This window comes from candidate division KSB1 bacterium (assembly GCA_016214895.1).
Lineage (GTDB): Bacteria > Electryoneota > RPQS01 > RPQS01 > RPQS01 > JACRMR01.
Map to the genome: position 1 here is coordinate 441,229 of JACRMR010000002.1, position 23,655 is coordinate 464,883.

The 23,655-nt window shown below is 59.8% G+C and carries 2 protein-coding genes; both read left to right on the top strand.

Annotated features, from left to right (window positions below; all coding sequences use genetic code 11):
- Nucleotides 1-441 precede the first annotated feature (441 nt).
- Nucleotides 442-22,095, top strand: coding sequence for a hypothetical protein (locus HZB60_01850; protein MBI5058505.1), 21,654 nt, complete (start codon nt 442-444; stop codon nt 22,093-22,095).
- 901 nt (nt 22,096-22,996) lie between these two features.
- Nucleotides 22,997-23,644: an OmpA family protein gene (locus HZB60_01855; protein MBI5058506.1), complete on the top strand. Its 648-nt coding sequence runs from the start codon at nt 22,997-22,999 to the stop codon at nt 23,642-23,644.
- The last annotated feature ends 11 nt before the right edge of the window (nt 23,645-23,655 follow it).

Genomic DNA, 23,655 nt, shown 5'->3' on the forward strand with positions numbered 1-23,655 from the left:
GGGCGTTAGTGACCCGACCCATGGCCGCTTACTAAATTCAACTTTTTGCTTGACAAGATATTCGGGAATGAGTATATTTGGGAACTTTCACTGGTATAGAAGTTTCTTGAACTTAGGATTTAGCCGTTCGGCTAACTTTTTGGTTTTCTTAGAACCGATTTCACCGATTCAACCGACGAGAGGGAAACCCACCCCGGACCGGGGAGGGGACCGCTCCGACGGTTTGTGTTTTTTTCCTCAAAGCGTTACGGACACATTGCCAGTCTGACCATGACCGACACGGACAGTTTTGATTTGAAATCCCCCTACAGCTTTGATCCCAACCGGCCTCGCCCGCGCTCCGCGGGTCAGACCGGTTTGCGCTCTGCACAGCAAGCGCCGCGCGATATCAATCGCCCCACTGAAAGAACAAGATTTACCCATATCCAGGAGAGTCACAAAATGAGGTTCCAGACTCCTTTTGTGTGGCTTGCGATTCTCTTTGCAGCCTGCTTCGGGCTGCTCACGGGACCGGCTGCCTACGCGCAGTTCAACATCATCGACGGGCCAGACATCGTATGTATCGATAACGGCGGCGCGCCAGATACGATCGATGCCCCCGAAGATTCCATCCGCATTACCGTCACCATGACGGGCGAGGCGGCGTACGGCGATATCCTGCAATTGATCTTCAACCCCTCGCCGGGGCTCGGTCTGTTGCCGGTGTCGCCGCAGACCTTCGACTGCCCGACCGGACCCATCACCGGATACCCGATGACTATTACCTCGACGGTCAATGACCCGCCGGGGTTCATCACGTTTACCGGTGAAATCGTCATCAGGCCGGAAGGTATCTGCATCGCCGCCGACAGCTTGATCACCTTCGATATCGCGGCGCGCGGCACCGACACCTCGCCGAATCCCGACATCGTGCAGTGTGGTCAGTTCACCCGCACGCAGACGCCGCAGTGCAATATCTGTATTCCCTGCGGACTCGTCTTCTTCACCGAGGTTTGCGGCATCTGGAATGACGGCATCATCGCCATCGGCGACTCCGTCTGGCTCGACTCCACCGCGGCGTCCGCGTTCGAGCTGAATGACAATGACACCGTCTTTGCCGACTTCTCCAATTTCACGTGCGACGGGGCCGACGCGATCACCTTTATCAAGGACACCATCGAAGTCGTGGATTGCGCCGCGCTCGAAAACGGTGTCGGCTGTGATACCGTCTATGTCATTCACGCGACTTGGGATCCTGGCGATAGTTTCGGGGACCCCAGCACCGTGTACGACACCGTAGGAGTCTGTCTGCGAGCCGCGGATAACCTCCGTCCGGAACTCGAAGACTGTCTGGACTCCATGGTCGTGATCAACGGCAACTATCTCGAAAACGACACCCTGGCCGGTTGCTACGATACGATCCGCTTCTACTTCAGCCCGTACGTCGGCGGATCCTGCTACGATCTGTTCGGCGGCGTGGACCTCGCCTGCGGCGAACACGTCGATGATAACTTCGACGTTACCTACGTCGCGATCCAATTCGCCGACTGGGTGTCCGACCTGATCGCGGCCGATCCGGACTATCTCTATCAGCACAACAACGACCCCGTTTTTGTCCACTGCATCGAAACCCCCGACGGCGTCGATAGCACCTGGTGGATCGGCGACGCCTTCACAGATGGAACTGGAATCATCTGGGCCGACCTGATCGTCAGCAGCCAATTCTGGGATTCACTGCAGCGCTGTCTGGATAACACCACCGCCGGAGCAATCCACTTCCAGTTCATCGACGATGCCGGTAACTCCGACAACGTCGGCGTGGATCTGGATATCTTCTCCAATTACGCCGACAACTTCTGCGCGGACAACGTGCCGCCGGATACGCTCGGCAACGAAATCTACTTTGACGACTCGTTCGCGGCCTGCGCCACCAAGCGCTTCTCCCCGTACGACAGTCTCGATGCCTCCTATTACACGAACCTGAGCCCGGACTCCGCTCGCTGGTATTTGCCGCAAATTGATGAGTCCTGGGGCACGGATCCGGACGAGTGGGACGATCTCTTTAATGACGTGTACCTCGTCGGCTTCGATATTCGTCAAGAACCGGACGAAAACCCGGAAGGCCCGACCGGTGCCATCATCAGCTATCTGGACTGGATCGCCCCCGGCGCCCCGGCTCCGATGGACGACGATATCGACACCATCGCCTGGGTCTGGCGCGATCCGGCCGAAGGCTGCTTCATGTGGTGGGGCAAGAACGGCACCGATAGCCTCGATGCGCTTCTGAGCCTCGTCAGCCCCTGCCCGTACGGCGCGATCGTCGGAATCACCCACGCGCGTTATATGGATGCCGCCGGTTGCAATACCGTGCTCGGCAGCGACCATGACGGGATGACCGACCTCAGCGAAGGCTACACGACCCTTAACCAGCTCCACTGTGTTATTGATACGTGCAAGCCGACCTTCGCGGGTCCGCTGGATGGTCTCCACTTCAATCCCGCCCTGCCCGCCGGCCCGAACTACGGTCCGGATGCCACCTGCGTGTGGAACGGGCCGAACGGCGTGGCCGATGACCCGATCATCGAGTTCCGAGCCCGCCGCTGGTTTACGCAGGGTCTGTCCGACACCTGCCAGCGGGAGTGGCTGTACTATCGAGTTCGCGTCGATACCGTATTCCTCCAATGCACGCCCGGCCAAGCCTGGCTGCCCGGCGACTCTACGCTTTGGTACACGGAAGACGATCCCGATCAAGGCTTGACCAGTGCGCCGCTCGAGCCGGTGCCGTTCCAGCAGAACAGCTTCATTGCTGATACGGTCAATTTCACGTGGGGACATGAGAATTCGGTCGGCGACCCGCTGCCCGACGGCCTCTACCTCGTGACGCTCGAATTGGTCGATAACGCCGGCAATGTCCAGCGCGACCCGAAGTACTTCTGGCTCAATGGCGTAGGACCGTGCATCGACTCGTTGATCGTGACCGGTGACGGACCCCCGCAACCGACCGCGCCGGATTGCAAGGTGGACTACTACGTCAATGACCTGCTCTGCGTCTGGATGCGTACGGATACCACCGCCGACTCCGTCCTGTTCGACTTCAGCTGCATTTACCAGATGGAAGATAGTTTGCCCGACGGCGATTCGGTCTGGGTGACCAGTTGGATCGATGAGGGCGACGAGCGAGTTTGGGAAGCCTGCATTACCGTCGAAGACTGGATGATCGATACGGCCGGTGCCTACGGCAACAACCAGTACATCGTCGGCTACAACCTGGAATTCTTCAGTGGCGTCTGCGGCAACTTCTTCGGCTCGCACTTTATTGGTGCCAGCGTCTTTGACGACGGCCTCGTCAGTTACCCGGAGACCCTCACCGATCCGGACCTGGGTCCGTGCGTGGTGGCGGTGCTGGGTCTGACCCCGTGCCCGCGGATCGTGCCGATCTCGCAGTGGTTCTTCTACTACGATCCGGACAGCGTTCAGGCGCCGACCGGACCCGCGTCCTACGTTGACCCGGCGTTTATTCCGTTCGACACCATGCCGGACTGGAATGCCTTCTCGCCCGGTTCGATGGACTCGATGGGTCTTGGCGGTTCTTATGACGCCATTCTGAATCCGGCCAACGACGAGATTCAGGACAGCCTGTTTGTCCGCCTCCTGATCGATCTCTCAACGATTGATCCGGACACGACCGACACGCTCGTACTGCAGTTCTACAATCCGACCAACGACCGTCTGCGCGAAGTCCGCAAGGCGCTCTTCGTGCCGACCTCCGAGTCGCTGACCCCGGATCCGAACATCAACAATACGATCTACGACGGCTTCCTCGAGCTGGATGATGCGCTGCCCGCGTACTTCGCCGAATTCCGCTACTATTGGAACGGCACGTGGTATCAGGACGCCGGAGTCGATAGCCTCATGCTCGTCCACCGGACGCTGCAGGACACGATTATCGTCCGCGCCTATACGATCGCCGGCGACAGCGTGGTTTCCGCCGATCCGGATACGACCTACCTGATTTGCGATACGGTTTCCACCGAGCTGGACGTCGATAACGAGAATCCGTTCTTCATCGGCGACGGCTGGTCCGGCATTGCCGACAATCACCGCGACTGGTACACCGGCACCACCCGCACTGTGCTCAACCTCGGGGTGGACGGCGATTGCGGTCGTCGCTATGAAGATGGCGAGCCCTTCAGCCTGATGGTGAAGCTGTCCGAACGCGTCCATTACGATGCGGCCGCCTATCCGAACAACGACGGTTCGACCTATCCTTGGGATGTGACCCGCAACTGGCAGATCTCGGCCGTTAACACGGTCACGGGCGCGCTGATTTCGGGTGTCGATGTGTGGTTGAACAGCGTCGAAGACTCAATTGTCAATTCCGACTCCGTGTACTACACGCTGAGCGGCTACTTCGATCTGCCTGATGTTTGGGATTCCCAGGAAGTTTGCCTCGTGATTCGCAGCGCGTGGGATCAGGCGGGTAACCCGGGACGCTACAATGACCCGGTCTTCACCGATGCCTACGAGAATGACGCGACCGAAGACACGTCCTATTGCGTGTTCCTGATTGATTGTAATCCGTGGACCGGCTGCCCCGACGTTTGGGGCCGTCCCGATGGCGTCGGCACACCCGACTCCGTCTTGGGCTGGATCGCCGCCGAGGAGGACAGCATTGTCGTCTGCGCTACCATCGTCGAGACCTGCGAGCTGGCCCTCTGCCCGCCCGGATCCCTGGGAGCCGCCCCGGTCGATTCGATCCATGTGATCGAAGGAAACTTCCAGACCATCACGGATGACCCAAATCCGTGGGTGATCGCCGACGCGCACGGTGAGTGGTTCAAGTATGTGAACCCCGAGAATCCGCTCGATACGATCGGTTGGGCGCGCAACTGGTACTGGTACCTCCGCGCCGACTCCGCCGATCTGGCGACGATTCACTGTGACGGCGACTATCTGCCGTTCGGCCTGCACTTTACGACTTACGGCGGCAAGGATGAAACCGCCGACTTCGAGGAGTGCGTCCAAGTTGACGTCAACGAACCGCAATGGTTCGCCTATTCCTTTGTTGCGGATACGGCCGGCGGCATGCTCGCGCTGATGTACGATGAGCACCTTGAGCTGGCCAACTACCCGTGGGGTGCGCCGCCGATTCCGACGCTGACCTGCGTCAATCCGGCTCAGCCATACACGTTTATCGGTTTCCTGACTGACGACGGTATCGACTGCGAAGATGGCGACGGTGTGGGCCTCGACACGGCCGCCGTGTGGGCCGACTTCACGAACGTCTATATGGATGCCGACAGTGACAGCGTACGCGCGGACAGCGTGGTCCTCGCCGATCCGGGACTCTGGCTCGCCTACTGGACGATCTGGAACACCAACGATGCCTACGACTGTCTGGTCGATACGTTCGCTATCGTCCGCTATCATGCGCTGCACGACTCGCTCGGTCACCATGATCGCGAATTGTTCTGGCAGGACACCCTCTACTACTGCAGTGACTGCCTGCCGCCGGACTTTAGCCCGGCCGTGTTCTGCGACTGTGACTCGATGTTTGAGATCCTCGATGACGTCGAGGAGTCCGGCGATTGCCCGGTCATCGGCTTGCAGTATGTGCATCCGGGAGGTGACATCAACGTCTTCGCCTGCGTGCATGACCCGGACACGGACTCGAGCTTCGGCTTGACCGATAACACGTCCTCGTATGCCGTTGACCTGTCGCAGTTCGACCCCGGACTGGGCTGGGTTACGGCCGATCAGATCAGCCTGCTGATGACTCCCGAGTTCCTCGGCGGACCGGTCGATACGCAGGCCGTCGCGATCTGGGGTGGCGGCAATTGTGACGACCAATTCTCGTCGTACATGCTGACCAACACCTACGAAAACGGGGACACGATCTACGCCCGGTTCTGGATCTGCGACGGTTGGGGCAATTGCACCGACACCACGATCTGGTACCCGGTGGCCATCGTTGATACCCTGCGCCCGATCATTGACTTCGTGTATACCATCGGCGACGACTCGGTGCGCGCTTACGTCACGCCGGGTGACGACCATGTCAACATCTACGCTGATATCAACGGCTACGCCGCTGATCTGATCAGCAGCCCGCTCGGAATCTGGGCTGACTTCTCCGACTTCTGGTGTGACGACGACTCCGCGGAATACTATGATACGGTCTATGCGGATTATGTCGATCAGATCGACGAGAATCACTTCCGCGCCTATTGGGGTTGGTACCCCGGCGTCGGCTATGCCGATCCGAACGATACGACGACCTATCTCAGCAACCACTACAGCGTTGATCCTGAGATCTGTGCGTGCAGCAATGTGGGCGCCGAAGGCACGTACGGGACCCTCTACTTCTATGTTGGCGACGCCGCCTGCAATGTCGGCTCCGCCTTCAGCATTTTCGAGTTCAGCGGCTGTGACAGCACGGTGCCCGATGTGGACAGCGTGTGGGTGATGGACGTCGGTCAGGACTGCGCGCCAAATTGGTTCCGCGGCCAAATCGGCGACACCATTGAAGTCTGGGCCTGGCTCGACAGCCTCTTTAATGGCATCGAAGATACCCTTCGAATCGACTCCATGATGGCGGATCTGCGGCAGTTCGGCGCCAGCTATGACTGGACCGCGATTACCACGCAGCCCGACCACTACGGCGGCGCGCCGGCATACGGCGTGGAGCCGGACTGGACGCAGGATGTCCCGGCCTATTGGGATATCGAAGTCGATTGCGAAGGTCGTGACCGGCTCGTCGCCAAGTGGATTATCGTCAACGAAGTCGCGTATGATTGCGGCGTCGTCGTCGAAATCCCGGTGAAGAGTCAGCGTCAGACCGGCCAGAACGGTTCGCACGGCTACTACCTCGACATGACCTATGGCAGCGCTGAATCGTTCACCGCGACTTACGTTTGGTCGTGGGTCCGCGGCGACTATACCTGGGTGACCGGATTCCCGGGCAACCCGGACGAGGACAACGTCGATAGCGTCGTCGTGCTCCAGCGCGGTGTCTATAACATCGACTTCGACTCGTTGATGACTGTCTCCGTCGTGATGGATCCGGGCTGTCTGGTCCATCCGGAGTCGGAAGAAGTCTATGACTGGTCCGATGTCCATATCGACTTCACCGGCTTCCTGACCACGGATCCGTGGCAGTACCCGGATGAAATCTTCTACAACTTCGACGAGAATGGCCACGACTCGTTGGTCTTCTATGTCCCGCTCTATGATGAATCGGGCGGCGGCGCGGAGTTCAACACCTCGATTGCCTCGAATCGCTACTGGTTCCCGCTGGTCCTGTCTGACGTCGTTGACTGCGGCGAAGGCACGTTCTGGGAGCAGTACTGCCTGTGGGAAGACCTGGACAGCGTGATCAGCTTCACGATCCAGAACTACAACGAGCCGAATCCGGGCATGATCCTGCTCTGTGACTCGACCACGGCCGGCTGCGACACGAATATCACCGACGCCTACAACATGGCGTTGTGGAATCAGGAGAACACGTACTGGGGCATCTCGTCGCCGGATACCGAGTACGAGAACCTGTACAAGATCTATTACGCACCGGGCAACTGGGCGTGGTTCTCGCATAGCGACGACACCGATGACCCGACGCGCTTCTTCATCTTCGTGGAAGACAGCGTGCTGCAGTGCGACGGGATCGACAACGACAACGACGGGTTCCTCGACGAACTCGGCGAAGGCGTGGATTTCTACACGGCCGACCTCCGCATCAATACGATGCCGCAGGTGGCCCACATTGACTCGATGAACGTCGAAGGCGTGTGGATCAATTACCTGTGGTACGCGGACAACTTCAGTGAGCGCGTCTATAATGTCGATCTGTTTATCAGCGACATCTATGGGCATCGCGATACCTTGGCCTGCGGTGACTATGCGTTAACTTTCCTCGAAGACGAGACCTGCCCGGTATTCAGCGAGCTGACCCTGTGGTTGGATGGCGAGCCGACGTTGATTCGCGTTGACCAGACGAACGTCAGCACACTGGACTTGGAGGAGTTGACCGCCGACGATAGTCTGTTCGTGTTCGCGAACTTCGACTCCGTGCAGTTGTCGATCTATGATCCGGCATTGTTCGACGGGATGGGCGCGCCGGGTTCCGGTGTGGACGTCGATCCGTCGGATGCCGTGGACAGCCTGACCTACAACGGTACCGGCGCCTCGACGATCGAGCTGCTCGATCCGAGCGACAACGTGATCGCCGGGTTCGGTCAGACGTTCTATACGGATAGCGACATCTTCAGCGACGCATTGCTGACCCTGAGTGATCCGACCGGCACCGTGATGGATGGTCTGCCCGACGGCGTGTACACCGTCCGCATCACGACACTCGACCGCGTCGGCAATTCCTGCAACTTCTCGTGGCAGTTCACGTTGGATCGGACCTGCCCGGAGATCGTGGATGTTTACACCGCGCGCCCGGGTACGCTGGATGCCACCGACGACCTGTTCGCGTCCTGGGATTATGTCGAAATCCGCTCCCACATCGTCGATCAGCTCGACGGCGTGGATAGTGTGATTTTCGATTACTGCTTCGATGCGAACCGCGACAATAACGTTGACGCGTATCCGTTCTGGCAGACGACCAACATCCTGGGTGACGAGGGCGGCAATTGGGATACCGAGTACCCGTTCGTCGTGTACTGGAATATCCGTAACTTGCCGTGGAACTCCGAAGATACGCTGGGCCTGCCGCCGGTACGCCCGGACAGCTGCATGAACCGCTACTTCGTCCGCATCCGGGCCTGGGATATTTACGGTCACGAATGCGCCGATACGATTCCGGTGGATATCACCGACGATATCGCACCGCTGGCCGGGATGGCCAGTCTTGTCTACGGCGGCGCCGAGTTCGGCGAAGACCAGATTCAGGGTGCGTTGATTCCCTGCTTCAACCCGAACACGATGACCGACTCGACCGTGTTCCTGCTGGCTGATGACTACATCGATCTGGACCTCGGTTACGACCCGCTGCCGGGTGACAGCTTCACGATTGCCACCAACTGGTTTGACCTCTTTGAAGGTATGTTCCAGTTCAAGCAGTTCGAGGCGCCGAATATCTACTTCACCGGCAATACGGATCCGAACGCCGGCTGGGTGGTGATCCCGTCGGGAACGCATGGCGACGGTCAAGATACCATCACCTATCGCCATTTCTTCTTCGAAGACTTCGCAGCCAACTGGAATATCGTCGGCTTGCCGAGTGACCAGTATAACCTGCGCTTCTTGTCGTTCGACGTTTGTGGCAATGTCGATCCGCTGAACACTCCGGTGGTTACCGTCCGTATCGAGTGCGATACGACCGCGCCGCTGGCCGTGATCTGCTGGCCGACGCCGGACCTCTGCCTGACCAACTACCGCTGCGACAGCACCGGTACGGATGCGTGGGTGCCCGTCAAGTCATCGAGCCCGATCTTCTCGGATGTGGACAGCGTCGCCTTCTTCTTCGTGGACTCGCTGTCGGTGCCGGGTCAGGGCATTCACACCTTTATCGGTGGCAATACCGAACCTGATTCCGTCGTCGATGGATTCGCCTTCTATTTCGGTACGCGTTGGAACACCAACAACCTGCTGTCCGGTACCTACTGGCTGTACGCTGTCGCCTACGACAACGGTGGCCTGTTCGATACCGATCCGATCTGGCAGCCGGTGTTCGTGGACAACGAGATGCCGCGCGTGACCGAGTGCTGGGTCGCCGATCCGGATGTGCCGGACGAGTTCGAGATCCTCTTCACCACTTGGGAAGACTCGACCTTCGTGCTGCGCGCCAACGCCAGCGATAATGGCTGCGGTATCACCGGAGTCCAGTTCCAGTATCTTGATCGCTTCGGTAACTGGCGCAATCTGGTGGAAGATAACGACGTCGCGGAACTGTATTATGTCGATATGGCCGTCTCACCGATCGATGGTTTCGATGAAGTCCCGGATGCCGCGGGTTACTATGAAGTCTGGGTCTCGTTCCACGACTTCGGCAACAGCCCGCTGGATTCGATCCGCTTCCGCGCTTACGCCATCGACGACGTGGACTACGGTAACGACAACGTGCAGGGCGACTACAATCGCGACTGCAACCTCGACCGCGACCTCGAGTGCGGATCCGAGATCTGCTGCATGGCGCTTGAAATCCGTGACCGGATTCCGTTCGGCACGAATGTGACCTGCTGGAACCATGGCGTGTTCGCGTGGGCCCTTCCGCAGTTCGCCGAGAGCTTCCTGCTGACGGATGGTCAGATCCTCTCGACCTGCGATAACAGCTCGCCGCTCGATACCCTGCTCATGACCGCCACGGTCCATGACAGTGTCGAAGATGGCTGGCTGATGCACTTCAAGTACCGCCGTTCCGGTCCGGAAGGATACGAGACGGCGTGGGACTACATCCCGAACGACCAGTCGCTGAACCCGGCCATCCCGGCCCTCGGCCCGATCGCCCTCATTAATACGTGGGACAGCGTGTACGTGGTCTGGTCCGGCGTCCGGGGCTTCATCGAAGCCGCCGACGAAGCCGCCGGCCTCTGGTACTCGACTTGGGAGTTCACGGCTTACGTGACCGACCTCACGGGCAACGCCGAAGCCTCCGCCGCGCAGAATACCTGCGAGCTGAACTTCGCTTGCATGCCGAAGGCGCCGATCACGGCTGTCAGTTACGTTCAGAATAGCGTCGAAGATCCGGAAGTGCGCGTACGCGTGACCGAACCGGTCAGCTGGCAGGACGCGGAAGTCGATACCATCGAGATCATCTACAACCGCACAACCGATCCGAATGACAACGATCCGGATGCTCTCGTGCTGTTCTACACCGATGCCGATGCGATCCGCAATTGCCGCGGCGATACCATTCAGGCCTTCAATATCCAGCTCTGGAATCAGGATACCGGAGAACTCGTCACCACCCAGCAAATCTGCTGGCCGGCCGGCGACTTCCGCACGGTTGACCAACTGGATAATGACCTCGGCTGGGATCAGTATCCGCCGGACGGTGACAACGGCAACCAGTATCAGATTGCTGTCTATTTCAATAACAGCTATCTGCCTGGCGTTTACAACTTCGCGATGATCGTCCGGACCGATCCGCTCTACTTCGCCGAGGACGGCCTGTTCGAGTCCGATAGCGACTTCGACGGTGATCTGTACGAAGAACTGTCCTGCATCGACCTCGTGGTTCGTGTGGCAAACGTCAACGAGCCGCAAATGGTGTTCTGTACGCCGGACTACGGCGACCTCTGCGTCCATGGTACCGTCCCGCTGTCCGCGCATCAGGCGCTGCTGCCGCCGGTCTTCACGGGCGTGGTTGACACCGTCTGGTTCCAGCGCTTTGACGGAACGACCTGGCAGCCGGTGGTTGACGCGATCTCGGGTCTGAGCTATGACGCGGATCCGACCTCGAGTGCTTTCCGCTTCCAGATCGACGAACACGAAGTGCAGGGTATGGCCGGTTGGTATTACGACATGGCCAACAGCAATAACGATCCGGTATATGACTGGTACGCGGAACGCGACCTGATCCCGGATGTGGCCCTGTGGCTGGCCGACACGGATGAATTCCACCCGATGACTCGTGACGATGCTACGGGTATTTGGACCGTGGACGTTACGCTGAATACGGAAGGCGATCCGAGTTGCTACGGATACGCGTTTGTGATCGACGCCAACGATAACAATATTTGGGAAGGCCCGAATGTTGACCGCTGGGTCGATGACCCACGCGACGCCTGCGCCGAGCCGCTGTTCGTTCAGTACGGCGAAGGTGGTGTCCCGGTCTCCCAAGTGTGCGCCTGCAACTACATGGTCAACTTCGATACCCGGACCGTGCTTGACGGCAGCTACAACTACGGAACGATCGTCCGCTGGCACGACGACGTGGCCTACCACGTGATCGAGGATCCGTCGGAAGGCGATTCGGTGCATGTCTTCTTCATCAACAATACGATCGTTGAAGATGGCTCGATTCCGGCGGTGCACGATATCGAGTTCGACCGCTTCTATCTGAACGGCGGTCTCTGCGATACCGCGGACGTCGCGCACTTCGTCACCGATATCCAGACCAACAACGGCGGTCTGGTCGTCGAAGATATCTGCATGGTCATCTATCAGGTCAGCTTGACCAGCAATCCGTTCGCCGACAGCTCGTGGGCCAATGTGGACACGGTCTGGTCGAATGACGATCAGGGCTGGATCGAAGCCTGGCCGGGTAGCTGGGCTGCTTACAACCCGATCGCCGACAACATCGATAACGACGGCGACGGTCTGGTTGACGAAACTTATGACGTTCAGGCCGGCGACGGCGTGGGCGAAGAGAACACGTTGTTCTGGAGCCGTTCGGTCGTCATTGATGAGTGTGGCAATACGTATGTCACCAATGCCGAGCAGTTGTGGGTCGATGTGAGCGAGCCGCAGGCCTGCATCACGACGATCAACAACGTGGACAATCCGGACAATACCGCGATTATGATTCCGGCAGACCGCCTGATCACGATCACGGCGACGGATCAGAGCTACGCCGACCACGGTGTGCTGGGCTGGTTCCAGTATCGTTCGCTGAACCCGAACGATCCGGAATACATGACGTGGACGAGTATCCAGCCGGCCGCCGGTTCGGATACGCTGATCCGCCATGACGGCCTGACCTACACCGGCGTGTGGGATCTCGAAGCCTACTTCAACCACGTCGAGCCGAATCCGGACCCGGAAAGCTGGTTCCAGCTGCGTGTCGTCGCCATCGATACGGTGAACAACACCGACCTGTGCGACAACGTGGTCTGCCAGATCACGGTCCGCTTCAACGACAGTGAACCGGCGTCCCGCATCGAAGTGTACCAGATCTGGAATGCCATCGATACCGCTTACAGCTGTACCGAACCCGAGATCTGCTACATTCAGCCCGATGCTCCGTATTGGATCAACGCGATCTTCGCCGCGACCAATATCGACACCGGTCTGGCCTCGCTGACTTTCCAGTACCAGAGTCTGATTCCGGGCGGCGAGCCGAGCGAATGGCGCAACCTCGAAACGATCTACGACGACCTGACTTGGGGTTCGGATGGCGATACGACCGTCGCCGTCGAGTTCCAGCCGCGGCCGGACGAAATCGGCGACCACGGCTTCAATATCCGTGTCATCGTCGAAGATTATAACGGCAACGACACCTCGGTTGTCAAGACCCTGTACGTGGACGGTACCGCCCCGATCGGCGAATCCGAAGCCACCCCGACGGTTCTACACAACACGTACTGCGGTGACCGCTGCCGCCTCGACAACGAAAACGGTATCGTCACCATCACCTTCGATCCGGATGATGTTTCCGGCGAGGTGAACGTCAATCAGGTCTGGCTGTACGTTGAGCGCGACGACGAACTCTTCTCGCACAACTTCGGTGAACTGACCAACGACGACGTGGATACCTGGACCTTCGACTTTGGCGGTGATCTGTGTACCGCGTGGCTGGCGGCGAACCTCGATATGGGTTGCTACCATATGTGGGTGAGCTTCAGCGACTGCGCCGGGAATATCGACACCGTGGCCGTGACCACCGACTGTGGCTTCGGCGTGACTGACCTGGTTTGCATCGATTGCACGCCGGAACTGCCGGATCACAGCACCCTCGACTACATGGAATACGAGGGCTGGGATTGCACGGAAAATGAAACCGTTGAGCTGACCGATAACGTCCTTGACGGAACCACGGAAGTTGGAAATCAAACCGTGAGTATTTGCGGCGCGTTGCCCGAATACCAGCAGTATGTCTGGGGCGTCCAACTCTGGGGTCAGCTTGGCGACGATGAGCCGGTACTGATCGACTCCATCTACTGGACCGATAGCCGCGACACGCACGGCAATGGATACTGCTTCGATTGGGATGTGTCGGACTATGAGAATGGCCATTGGCACCTGTGGGTGCTGGCGATCGACGCGATCTGCGACCAGCAGGCAGATACGATGGCCGATAACTTCTGGGTGTACGTGGACAACGCGACCCCGCTGGGAACGATCACGCAGCTGAATGGCGCCGCGCCGAATCCGGTCGCTCCGGATACGCTCGAACTGCTCAGCGGCGAGAACGAACCGGCTTGGCTGTGGGTCGAGTGGACCGACGGTCTGAACCCGGATGATAGCACGCAGGCGCATAACCGCGTCCAACTGTACTGCAAGGATGCGTGGCATCCGAACCAGGCAGACTCGTGGTTGCTGTGCGGCGAAATTCCGAGTGACTGCAATCCGCATTACATCCTGCTTGAGCTCACGACCCGCTGCAACCAGACCCTCGACATCGTCGCGGTGGTCAGCGATCGTTGGGGCAACGGTGATCTGAGCGTCGAAGAGGCCATGGAAGCCTACACGGCCGGCCGCTACATTGACGTCTATATTCAGGACACCACCCCGCCGGCCGTGCAGCTGTGGGCTTTGAACTGGGATGATACCCCGGACTGCGACGAAGAGGCCTTCACCGTGTTCGACCAGCAAGCGCACTCCGCGAACTGGACGGCCGCCTGGGGTCACGACGTCTGGCTGCATGCGTTCGGAGCACAGGGCGACTACACCATCGAGCGTGTGTACTTCGAGTACAGCCTCGACGGTACGACGTGGTTCGAGATCGGCATGGATGACAATGCCGACTGGCCGGCGTCGTGGAACTGCGAAGAGTGCAGCGAGCCGCTTCCGTGGTGGTGCGGTGCCGAAAACAATCCGGATATCCTCTGGACCGCGTATTGGGATGTGGCCGGCCTGACCGGTGATGTCCGGGTCCGCGTCCGTGGCGAAGATCGTTGCGGAAACATCGAGGAATGGGAAAACTACACCGTCTCCTTCGATGTCGAAGCGCCGATCGCGGAAGTGTTCGTCTGGGAAAGCGACGTCACGGTCGATGATCTGCCGTGCGACCAGTGGACCGAACCGCAGATTCCGGATACGCTCGAACGCTACACCCTGCTGACGCTGGGTGCCTGCCCCGAGCAGGAGAACTATGATGCCTACGGCGTGTACTGGCTGATCAAGCGTGCCGATGACCATCCGCTGAACCTCTTCAGCTGGTGCTACCTCGGCGACGACTCGACCGGTCCGTTCAGCGCCCGTTATGTTGACCTGTGGAACGGTGACTGCCCGAACGTCGAAGTCGGCTCGTGGTACGATATCGCGGCCCTCACGACGGATCAGTCCGGTAACCAGTTGACCCTCACGCAGCTCTTGAACCACGGTAACGGAACGACCTACGAAGAGAAGTGGGCGGACCTGATCAGCCGTGGCTATGTCAAGCGCTTCCGGGTCACTGACCATACGGCTCCGATCGCCTACAGCCTGACCGTTACGCCGGATCAGACGCCCGATTCGTCGGTAGTCTTCGTGACCGGAAATGTGAACCTGCAGGCCCTGCTTGACGCTCGCGATGTCGAAGCCGTCACGTGGGCGACCTTGGAGCAGGGCATGCCCGGACCGTGGACGATCATCGAACGCATCGCGGCCGAAAGCGATACCCAGTCCGTCTTCAGCCCGGTGGAAGGCACCTGGAATACCGAACTTCTGAATGGTACCTACTGGATCGGTGCGTTTGCCGAAGACTTCTACGGCAACATCGACGGTAACACCAGCCTCGGTGAGGCCGGCGCGCCGACGAATCCGTTGATCGTCAACGTCGATAACCAGCCCCCGACCGCCGTCATTACTCAGGTTACCCGCGACGACGTCGTGGTGACCAACCTCGAGCGCGGTGCGGTACACACCTTCGCCTTGAACGCCGCCGACAACTTCGGGCTGCGTCAGGTCGCGTTGTACTACCGTCACAGCGGCGGCGATCCGGATGCCTGGACCTTGATCGGCACGGATACCAACTTCCCGTACAGCTTCAACTGGCAGGTCCCGACGGACCTGGTGGACGGCTGGACCTATGACTTCGCCGCCGTAGCGACCGACCTCGTGTACCAGACCGACTTCATGGACGCGCAGGGTCAGTACATTATCGACGGCAGCTATCAGGTCGTGGATAACGAAGCCAACATCGCGATCTTCACGATCGGTGGTGTTGACGCCGAGACGAACCCGCACCTGAACGGAACGAACATCGCCATCGTCGCCCACAGCGAGCCGTACCTCGATAACGTGCGGTTCGTATGGGTGCGTGGTGTGGATACCACGGACATCCGGACCGTGCCGGGCCCGATCGGCACGACCACGTGGACCGTGCCCGACTGGGACGTCACGACCATCAGCGAAGGCCCGGCGCAGCTTGGCGCCATCGGCTCCGCGGATGTCGGCGGCGAACTGGTCACGCGCGGCTATGACTTCCGCAACATCGTGATCGATCACAGCGTCCCGGCCGCGATTAACGGCAACCTGCCGGTAACCCGCGGCTTGGTCGGCGGTGCTTGCGAACTGGATGGCAGCAGCGAATGGTACGACGATGTCTGGGTCACCTTCAACCTCGGTCAGACCGACGCCAATGTCGATAGCGTCTGGTTCGAATGGAAGTGGGCGGCCGACAACGACACCAACCGTTGGACCAACCTGGGTCTGGCGGTGCGTGACGGCGTCACCGGGCGCTGGGCCTTGGCCAGCGACTTCACGAGCTTCAGCTGCGGTACCATCTCGGTCCGCGCGAGAATCAGTGATAACGCGGTCCCGCTGTCGAACGAAGCGTTCATCCTGTTCGCCGACTCGGTCCGTGTCGATAACTGTGCCCCGATCGTGGACATCACCAACATCAATGGTGACGTGACGCCGGCCGGCACCGAAATCGCACAGGGTCAGGTGGCCACCATTTCGGCCACGGCGACGGATCCGTTCTCCAACGGCGGCGTCAGCCAGGTCGATAGCGTCTGCTTCTACTTCGTACCCGAGGACGACGGCGAGTATCAGTTCGAAACCTGGCAGCGCCTCGGCTGCGACAACAGCGCACCGTATCAAGTGAGCTGGAACACGGGTGGCGTGCCGTTCGGTGAGTACATCGTGTACGCCGTCGGCTACGATCACGCGGGTAATTGCACCGTCGAAGCGGTCAACATCTTCATCATTGATCAGCTCTACCAGCGTGCCTGGATCGTCGGCTTCGATGTCGATAACGGTCTCGGCTGTCTGGATAAGATCTGGGCCGTCACGGATGACTGCCCGCCGAATTGGACTTCGAGCGTGGTCTTCCAGTACTCGACCGACAACGGTCAGAGCTGGGTGGCCCTCGGCGAAGACAACGACGGAACGGAGTACTGTGACGAATGGCTGGATTACCACATCTGGGAGATCAGCGCTGAGTTCGATGCCATCCCGGCGAACGCCGCCTTCCGCGCCGTCGCCTATGATGAATCGGGCACCGTCGATCCGGCCCCACCGCGGTTCCTCTTCTCTGACGTCAGCACGAGTCCGACGCCGGTCCTCTACACGGAGAACTGGGTCAACGTGCCGGTCCAGGAGGGCCAGGTCCCGTGGGTGTTCGCAACCTTGGAAGACTATACCGAATCCTGCATCACCGACGGTGGTCTGGTCTGCGTCGAGCAGACCGAGGGTGACCCGACGCACTATGCCGGCCCGCTGCCGAGCATCGTCCACCCGTGCCGCCTCAACAACCGCGATGGTCAGGTGACGGTCTTCCGTACGGTAACCACCGTCCGCAGTGGCAACACCTTCGTGCTCGTTACCAAGTACGAGATGAATGTCCACCGCGTCGATCAGGAAGGCGGTTCCAACGGCTGGCTGACGAGCGAAGACTTGCAGCTGCGGATGATCGTTCCGGACAACGGCATCACGGGACACGGAGCGGTCTGGTTCCAGCCGTCGCACGACAACGACAACGTCAACCTGTTGCCGCCGTCACAGTACTACTACACGCTGCTGTCCGAGGTCGAGACCGTGTTCTCGAATGATCTCGGCAACGGTACCGACGAGTCGCGCTTCAGCATGCGCTTCAACGCCGCGTTGCTGCCGCAGGGCTACGTCACGAACCAGATCATCGCCGCCTACTGGGACGAGGAAGCACAAATCTGGGTCGAGCGCGGAATCGTCTATGAGAATCGCAACGTGCCGCAGGGTACCATCGACTTCCACTGGATTGTTGACTGGAACGTCTCCATCAGCAACGAGTGCCCGGACGGTGCGACCCTCGCCATCTTCTACTCCAACGTCGCCCCGCTCAGCGGCCAGGTCTTCTTCCGAGATGACGACAACTGCTGGCAGAATCCCGATAGCACCTACTACACGCCGGCTCGCGGTGTGACGGTGGACTGCGACCCGGTCTTCTGGGCGGTCCTGCGGCAGGGCGAATACGTGCCGCTGCAGAGCACGATTGATGTCTGGCTGGATGGCATCCGCATCGTCAACGACGGCCAGCCCTCTGGTCCGTACGAAAACGTGTGGACGACCAGCTACGAATCCGTCAGCGGCATCTTCACCGTGCAGTTCGCCAGCGGGTCGGAGAGCATCCCGCCGTACTTCGGCTGCCTGGCTCCGGGACAGCACCACGTCCAGTTCTGGACGGATAACCTGTCCATTCCGGTCACGCCGTTCTGGGTTGACGTTACCGGTCCGGAAGCGTGGATGAACCCGACCTACATCAATCATCAGACGACTTTGGTCGCCCTGTTGACTGACGGTGAGTCGGGAATCGATACCGCGTTCACCTACCTTGACCTGATGAACTGCGAAGACTATGATTACACCTACGAAGTGACCGCTGAGGCCCTCACGTGGCAGCGGATCGAAGGTGGATATCAGGTCTCCATCCAGTTGCAGTGGGATCAAATCGTCGCCCTATTCCCGGCTGACGAGTGGGGCTCCTGCCTAAATCCGCCGCGTCTTTGTGCGCACTGGCACATCTACAACGATGTGTGCGGGTACAACGACGAGACGCATGACTACGCCTTCACGATCGACGTCGAGCCGCCGCAGGTGCGCGCGGTATCGCCGATCGGTGACCCCATTGACAACGACGGCGACGGTCTGACCAACGAAGATTGGCGCGACTGCGTGAACAACGATAACGACTTCTGGTGGAATAACGACTGGGATCGCTGGGAACCGCGTTACGACGAAGATCCGATTGACTTCGAGACGGACACGATGAACTGCGGTCAGCGTTCGCCCATTCAGGCCGCGATCAATGATCTCGTCATGTGTTGCAGCGGCGCGTCGCAGGTCGATATCCGCAGCATCGCCCTCTTCATCGACGGCGTCCGCTTCGGCATCGCCGACACGGCTAATGCACAACTCAACTTCCGCGTCTATCAGCGGTACAACCAGGATGATGCGTTCATCACCTTCGGCGGCCCGACCTCGGGTGCCGCGGCTGACTTCGCCTACATCCCCGGCCCGCACAATATCGCGGTCGTCGTCGCCGACTCGGCCGGCAATGCCGCCGGTGACAACTTCGCCTGGGAATACTACGTCCGCTGCGCCGGCCCGGCGATTACCTTCGCCCAGCAAGAGTGTGGCAACTGGTGGAATCCCGAAGGTCAGAACGAATTCGCGTTCTGGGTTCAGGAGAATGGCGCCGGTGCCAACATCGCCCCGAATGGTATTCGTTACCGTGCCTACACGCTGCCGGATAGTGTGACCACCTGGCCCTGGACCACGATTGACCCGAACGGCCGCGACAGCGTCTATGTGTCGTACGATCCGTCCGGCTCCTTCCCGGATGACCAGACGGCCCTCGTGATCGAAGTCGAAGCCACGGACATCAACTTTGTCCAGGGCGACGACAACGGCCGTACCTTCAGTTCGTGGACCTTCACGGTCGATAATTGCGCGCCGACGCTCACCGCGGTCACCCCGACTGACGGCCAGGGCTTCACGCGTGATCAGGCGATCGTCGTCGAAGTCCTGTTTACGGATGACTGCAACGAAGATACGATCACGGTGCGCAATGGTGGCAACAACCCGGCGGTGATTAACACCGGCAAGCAGTTGAGCACCGGAACAGTCAAGATCGGCCGCATGGGCGCCGACGGCAGCATCACGAATCTCACCACCGGTCATCTGGCCGACATGATCTCCGGACTGGATTCGCGCGGCGGTCACGGCACTCTCGACGACAACGGTTCGGGCATCATTCTCGAAACGTTTGATCTGAACATCTTTAACCCGCTGGGTGAGAACGTTGGTCCGGAAAGCACGGGTGACTACGCTGAGCTGGATGACGCTCATGCGAAGTACATCGTCGCGCCGGGCGGCCGTTGCGGTGAATACACCGTCAATGCCCGCATCACCGACTGTGTCGGTAATATCGGCACGATCACCTGGACGTTTGTAATCGAGTGTGGCGGTCCGTCGATCACCTTCAATGAGGTGGAAGGCGATTGCCGCTACCAGAACTACTGGAATCCGTCTTCCAACCTCCCGCTGTCGGTGACGCTCGGCGAGCTGGACGATGTGAACCTTTCCAGTGACGGGATCCGCATTGACGTCGTCCGGCTCTACAACTGCGACGGCGGTCTGTGCACCGACACGATTCTGACCCATGCCAACTTCACGATGACGCCGGCCGCCGATCCGAACAACACCGATCAGGTGTTTACGGTCACCGGCAACTACAACCTCGACGATGATATCGCCGCGGTTGAACTGCGCGTCGTGGTGTCCGCGACCAACTCGCTGGGTGCGACGACCACCAGCGTGCAGTCGTGGATCGTGGATGGCACCGGCCCCGCGATCACCATCGTGACGCCGGAAGATGGTCAGGTCTTGCCGTCGGGACAGGCGATCACTATCAGTGCCGACTACACCGACATTGAACCGGCCCTCGCCGCCCTGTTACCGGGCGGAAACGTCGGAACGATCGCGCCCGCCATTGATGTGGTTGGCCCGACTCGCCTGACGAAGTCCGCGCCGAAACTCTTCGGCGGTGCCGCTGATACGAAGCACACCAACCAGGTCAACCTCGGTTCGTGGACCCCGGCCATCGCCGGACACGGAACGCTGGACGGTATGAGTGGCGTTGACGTCCAGTGCGTCGAACTGCTCCTGCGTCCGGGTGACGGCAGCGCCGTGCGCCGCCTGCATCAGGAGACCGAACGGGTGATCATCACGGACCACAACATCACGTGGGTCGGACCGTTGCCGGAAGGCTCGTACACGCTGATTCTCTCGGTGTGCGACCGGGTCTGCAACACCTCCTTCGTGACGTGGAGCTTCGCGGTGTCGCCGAACGAAGCGGGTGTCGAGTATCTGCCGCCGTTCTACCTGTCGTCGATGCCGCATGAATTCGCCATGCGGGTTGCCGGCAACAACGTGGACTACCCGTCCGCCCAACTCATGGTCGAAGCCATGACCTGCGGCGCCGGCGCCACGTGGACTGAACTGACCGACAACGGCGCGCTGCGTCGTGAAGGTAACATGTACTATCACGACGGTAACTACGATCTGGGTCGCTACTGCAGCTTCCGTCTCACCCTGCGTGTCAACTACACGTACGGTGTGCCGGTCCCGGGTGGCTCACAGATCTACACCGTCGATACCGCGGGTCCGCGCTTCACCGGCATCACTCCGGAGCCGTACACGCCGCAGAATCACAACGTTCTGCAGATCGGTTCAACCCCGACGTTCATCGTGAACTTCGAGGAAGTCGGAAACACTACACTTGACGGCGAGTCGTTCATCATGAGCCTGCGCACGATGGGTGGTGTGACGGTCGCAACCGATACCGTGGCGAACATCGACGCGGCCGGAACTTCCGGCTGGGCCGATCTGACGGCCGGTCCGTTGGCTGCCGGTGAATATGACCTGTACGCTACGGTCGCTGACGTCGCCGGAAACGCGACGGCCATGACCTGGCATTACGTCGTCGGCGAACGCAACCAGACGCTGACCGAAGGTCCTGTGTACAACTACCCGAACCCGTTCACTCCGGCCGACGGTCACACGACCTTCGTCTTCCCGGTGACCGGTGTCGAGGGTAATGCAGAGGTTCAGGTCAAGCTCTACGACTGGGCGGGTAACTTCGTCGCGACAATCTATGATGGACCGTGGTCCGCTAACTGCGCAACGTGCGCTGTGACGTGGGCCGGGACCAATGACGGTGGCGATCAGGTCGCTAACGGCGTGTACCTTGCGAACGTGAAGATCACCGCCTCGGGCAAGACCCGTCAGGAAGTGGTCAAGGTCGCGTTCAAGAACGAGAAGTAAGCATCAACCGAATGTCGGTGGGGCCGCGTCAAACCGGCCCCACCGGCATCAGCATGTCCATCCCGTGAACAAAACAAACTTGATATACCGAGATGACAGGAGGAGGGATATGAATCCCCGTGTACGAACGCTTGTTGTGGGCGCACTGCTCCTCAGCCTGCTGGCCGTACTTCCGGCGCACGCGCAGAACTTCACGGATCCGTGGCTGCGCTTCGGTGTCGGTGCCCGTGCCATGGCGATGGGTTCTGCCCAAACGGCCGTCGTGAAAGATGCTACGGCGCTCTACTGGAACCCCGCAGCGCTCGCTTCGCTGTGCCGGTTCGAGGCCTCGCTCATGTACACCGCCGGCATGAGAGCGGAGCGTAACTACAACTATGTCAGCGCCGCGCTGAGGGCCGATCGAATCGGGACCTTCGGCGTCTCCTGGCTGAACGCCGGTATTACCGGGATCGGACAGTACGACAACACCGGTCGAAAGACCGGGGACTTCGATGTCTCGAGCAACGCCTTCCAGCTCGGCTTCGGCCGGACGCTCGGAGCCGGCCTCGCTTTCGGACTCGGAGCCAAGTACCTGCAAGAGGACCTTGCCGATAATACCGGTTACGGTCTCGACGCCGGCTTGCTGTTCAAACCCTACGACGAACTGAGCTTCGGCGCGAATATCCGCGATATCGCGGGTAAGCACGGCGACGATCAGGTCCCGTTCGAGGCACGCCTCGGCGTCGGCGTCACTCCGTGGAAGCACATCACCGCTGCCTTTGACTTGATCAAAGTGCAGGACGAGGACGCGACTTCCGGTTTGGGCGCCGCCTACGACTTCGATGTCTCGGACAAAACGTCGGCTTACATCGCCGCCGGGATCAACGATCTGTTTGTCCAGCAGCGCGGGTTCACCGCCGGAATGGGCTTCAACTTCTCGAACTTCGCTGTGCAGTACGCCTACGTGACTGAGCGTCAGGACTTCCTCGATGAGAACCACCGCCTGTCGGTGAACTTCTACTTCAAGGATTGCAACCCGATGAAGAGCATGTTCGGCACGCTGAAGCGGCAGCGCAAGGAAGCCGAAGTCTATTCCAAGCAGCCCGAAGGTCCGAAGGAGTTTATCCACCGTTACATCTTCGAGGGCAACCCGAGCCTCAAGCTCAGCCTCGAACTGTTGCGCCCCGAGGCCAAGGACTCGATCAAGTCCGTGTGGTCCGAGGCCGGCGGTGTGGTCAGCTTCCCGGGCGTCAATTTCGCCACCGGGTCAGCTGAGATTACCGATGAGTTCGCCCGCGTCCTCGACGGCGCCGCTCAGCTCATCAACGAGCACCCGGAAATTCAATTGCTCGAGGTGCAGGGCCATACGGACAATACCGGCAGCGATGCGATCAACAATCCGTTGTCGCAGGCCCGGGCCGACGCTGTCCGCAACTACCTGATCTCGCGCGGCGTCGAGCCGAATCGACTCGTTGCCAAGGGTTATGGTTCTTCCAAGCCGGTCGCGACCAATTCGACCGACGCCGGCAAGTACCAGAACCGCCGCATTGACCTCGTTCGCGTTCGCTGATTGATCGCTTA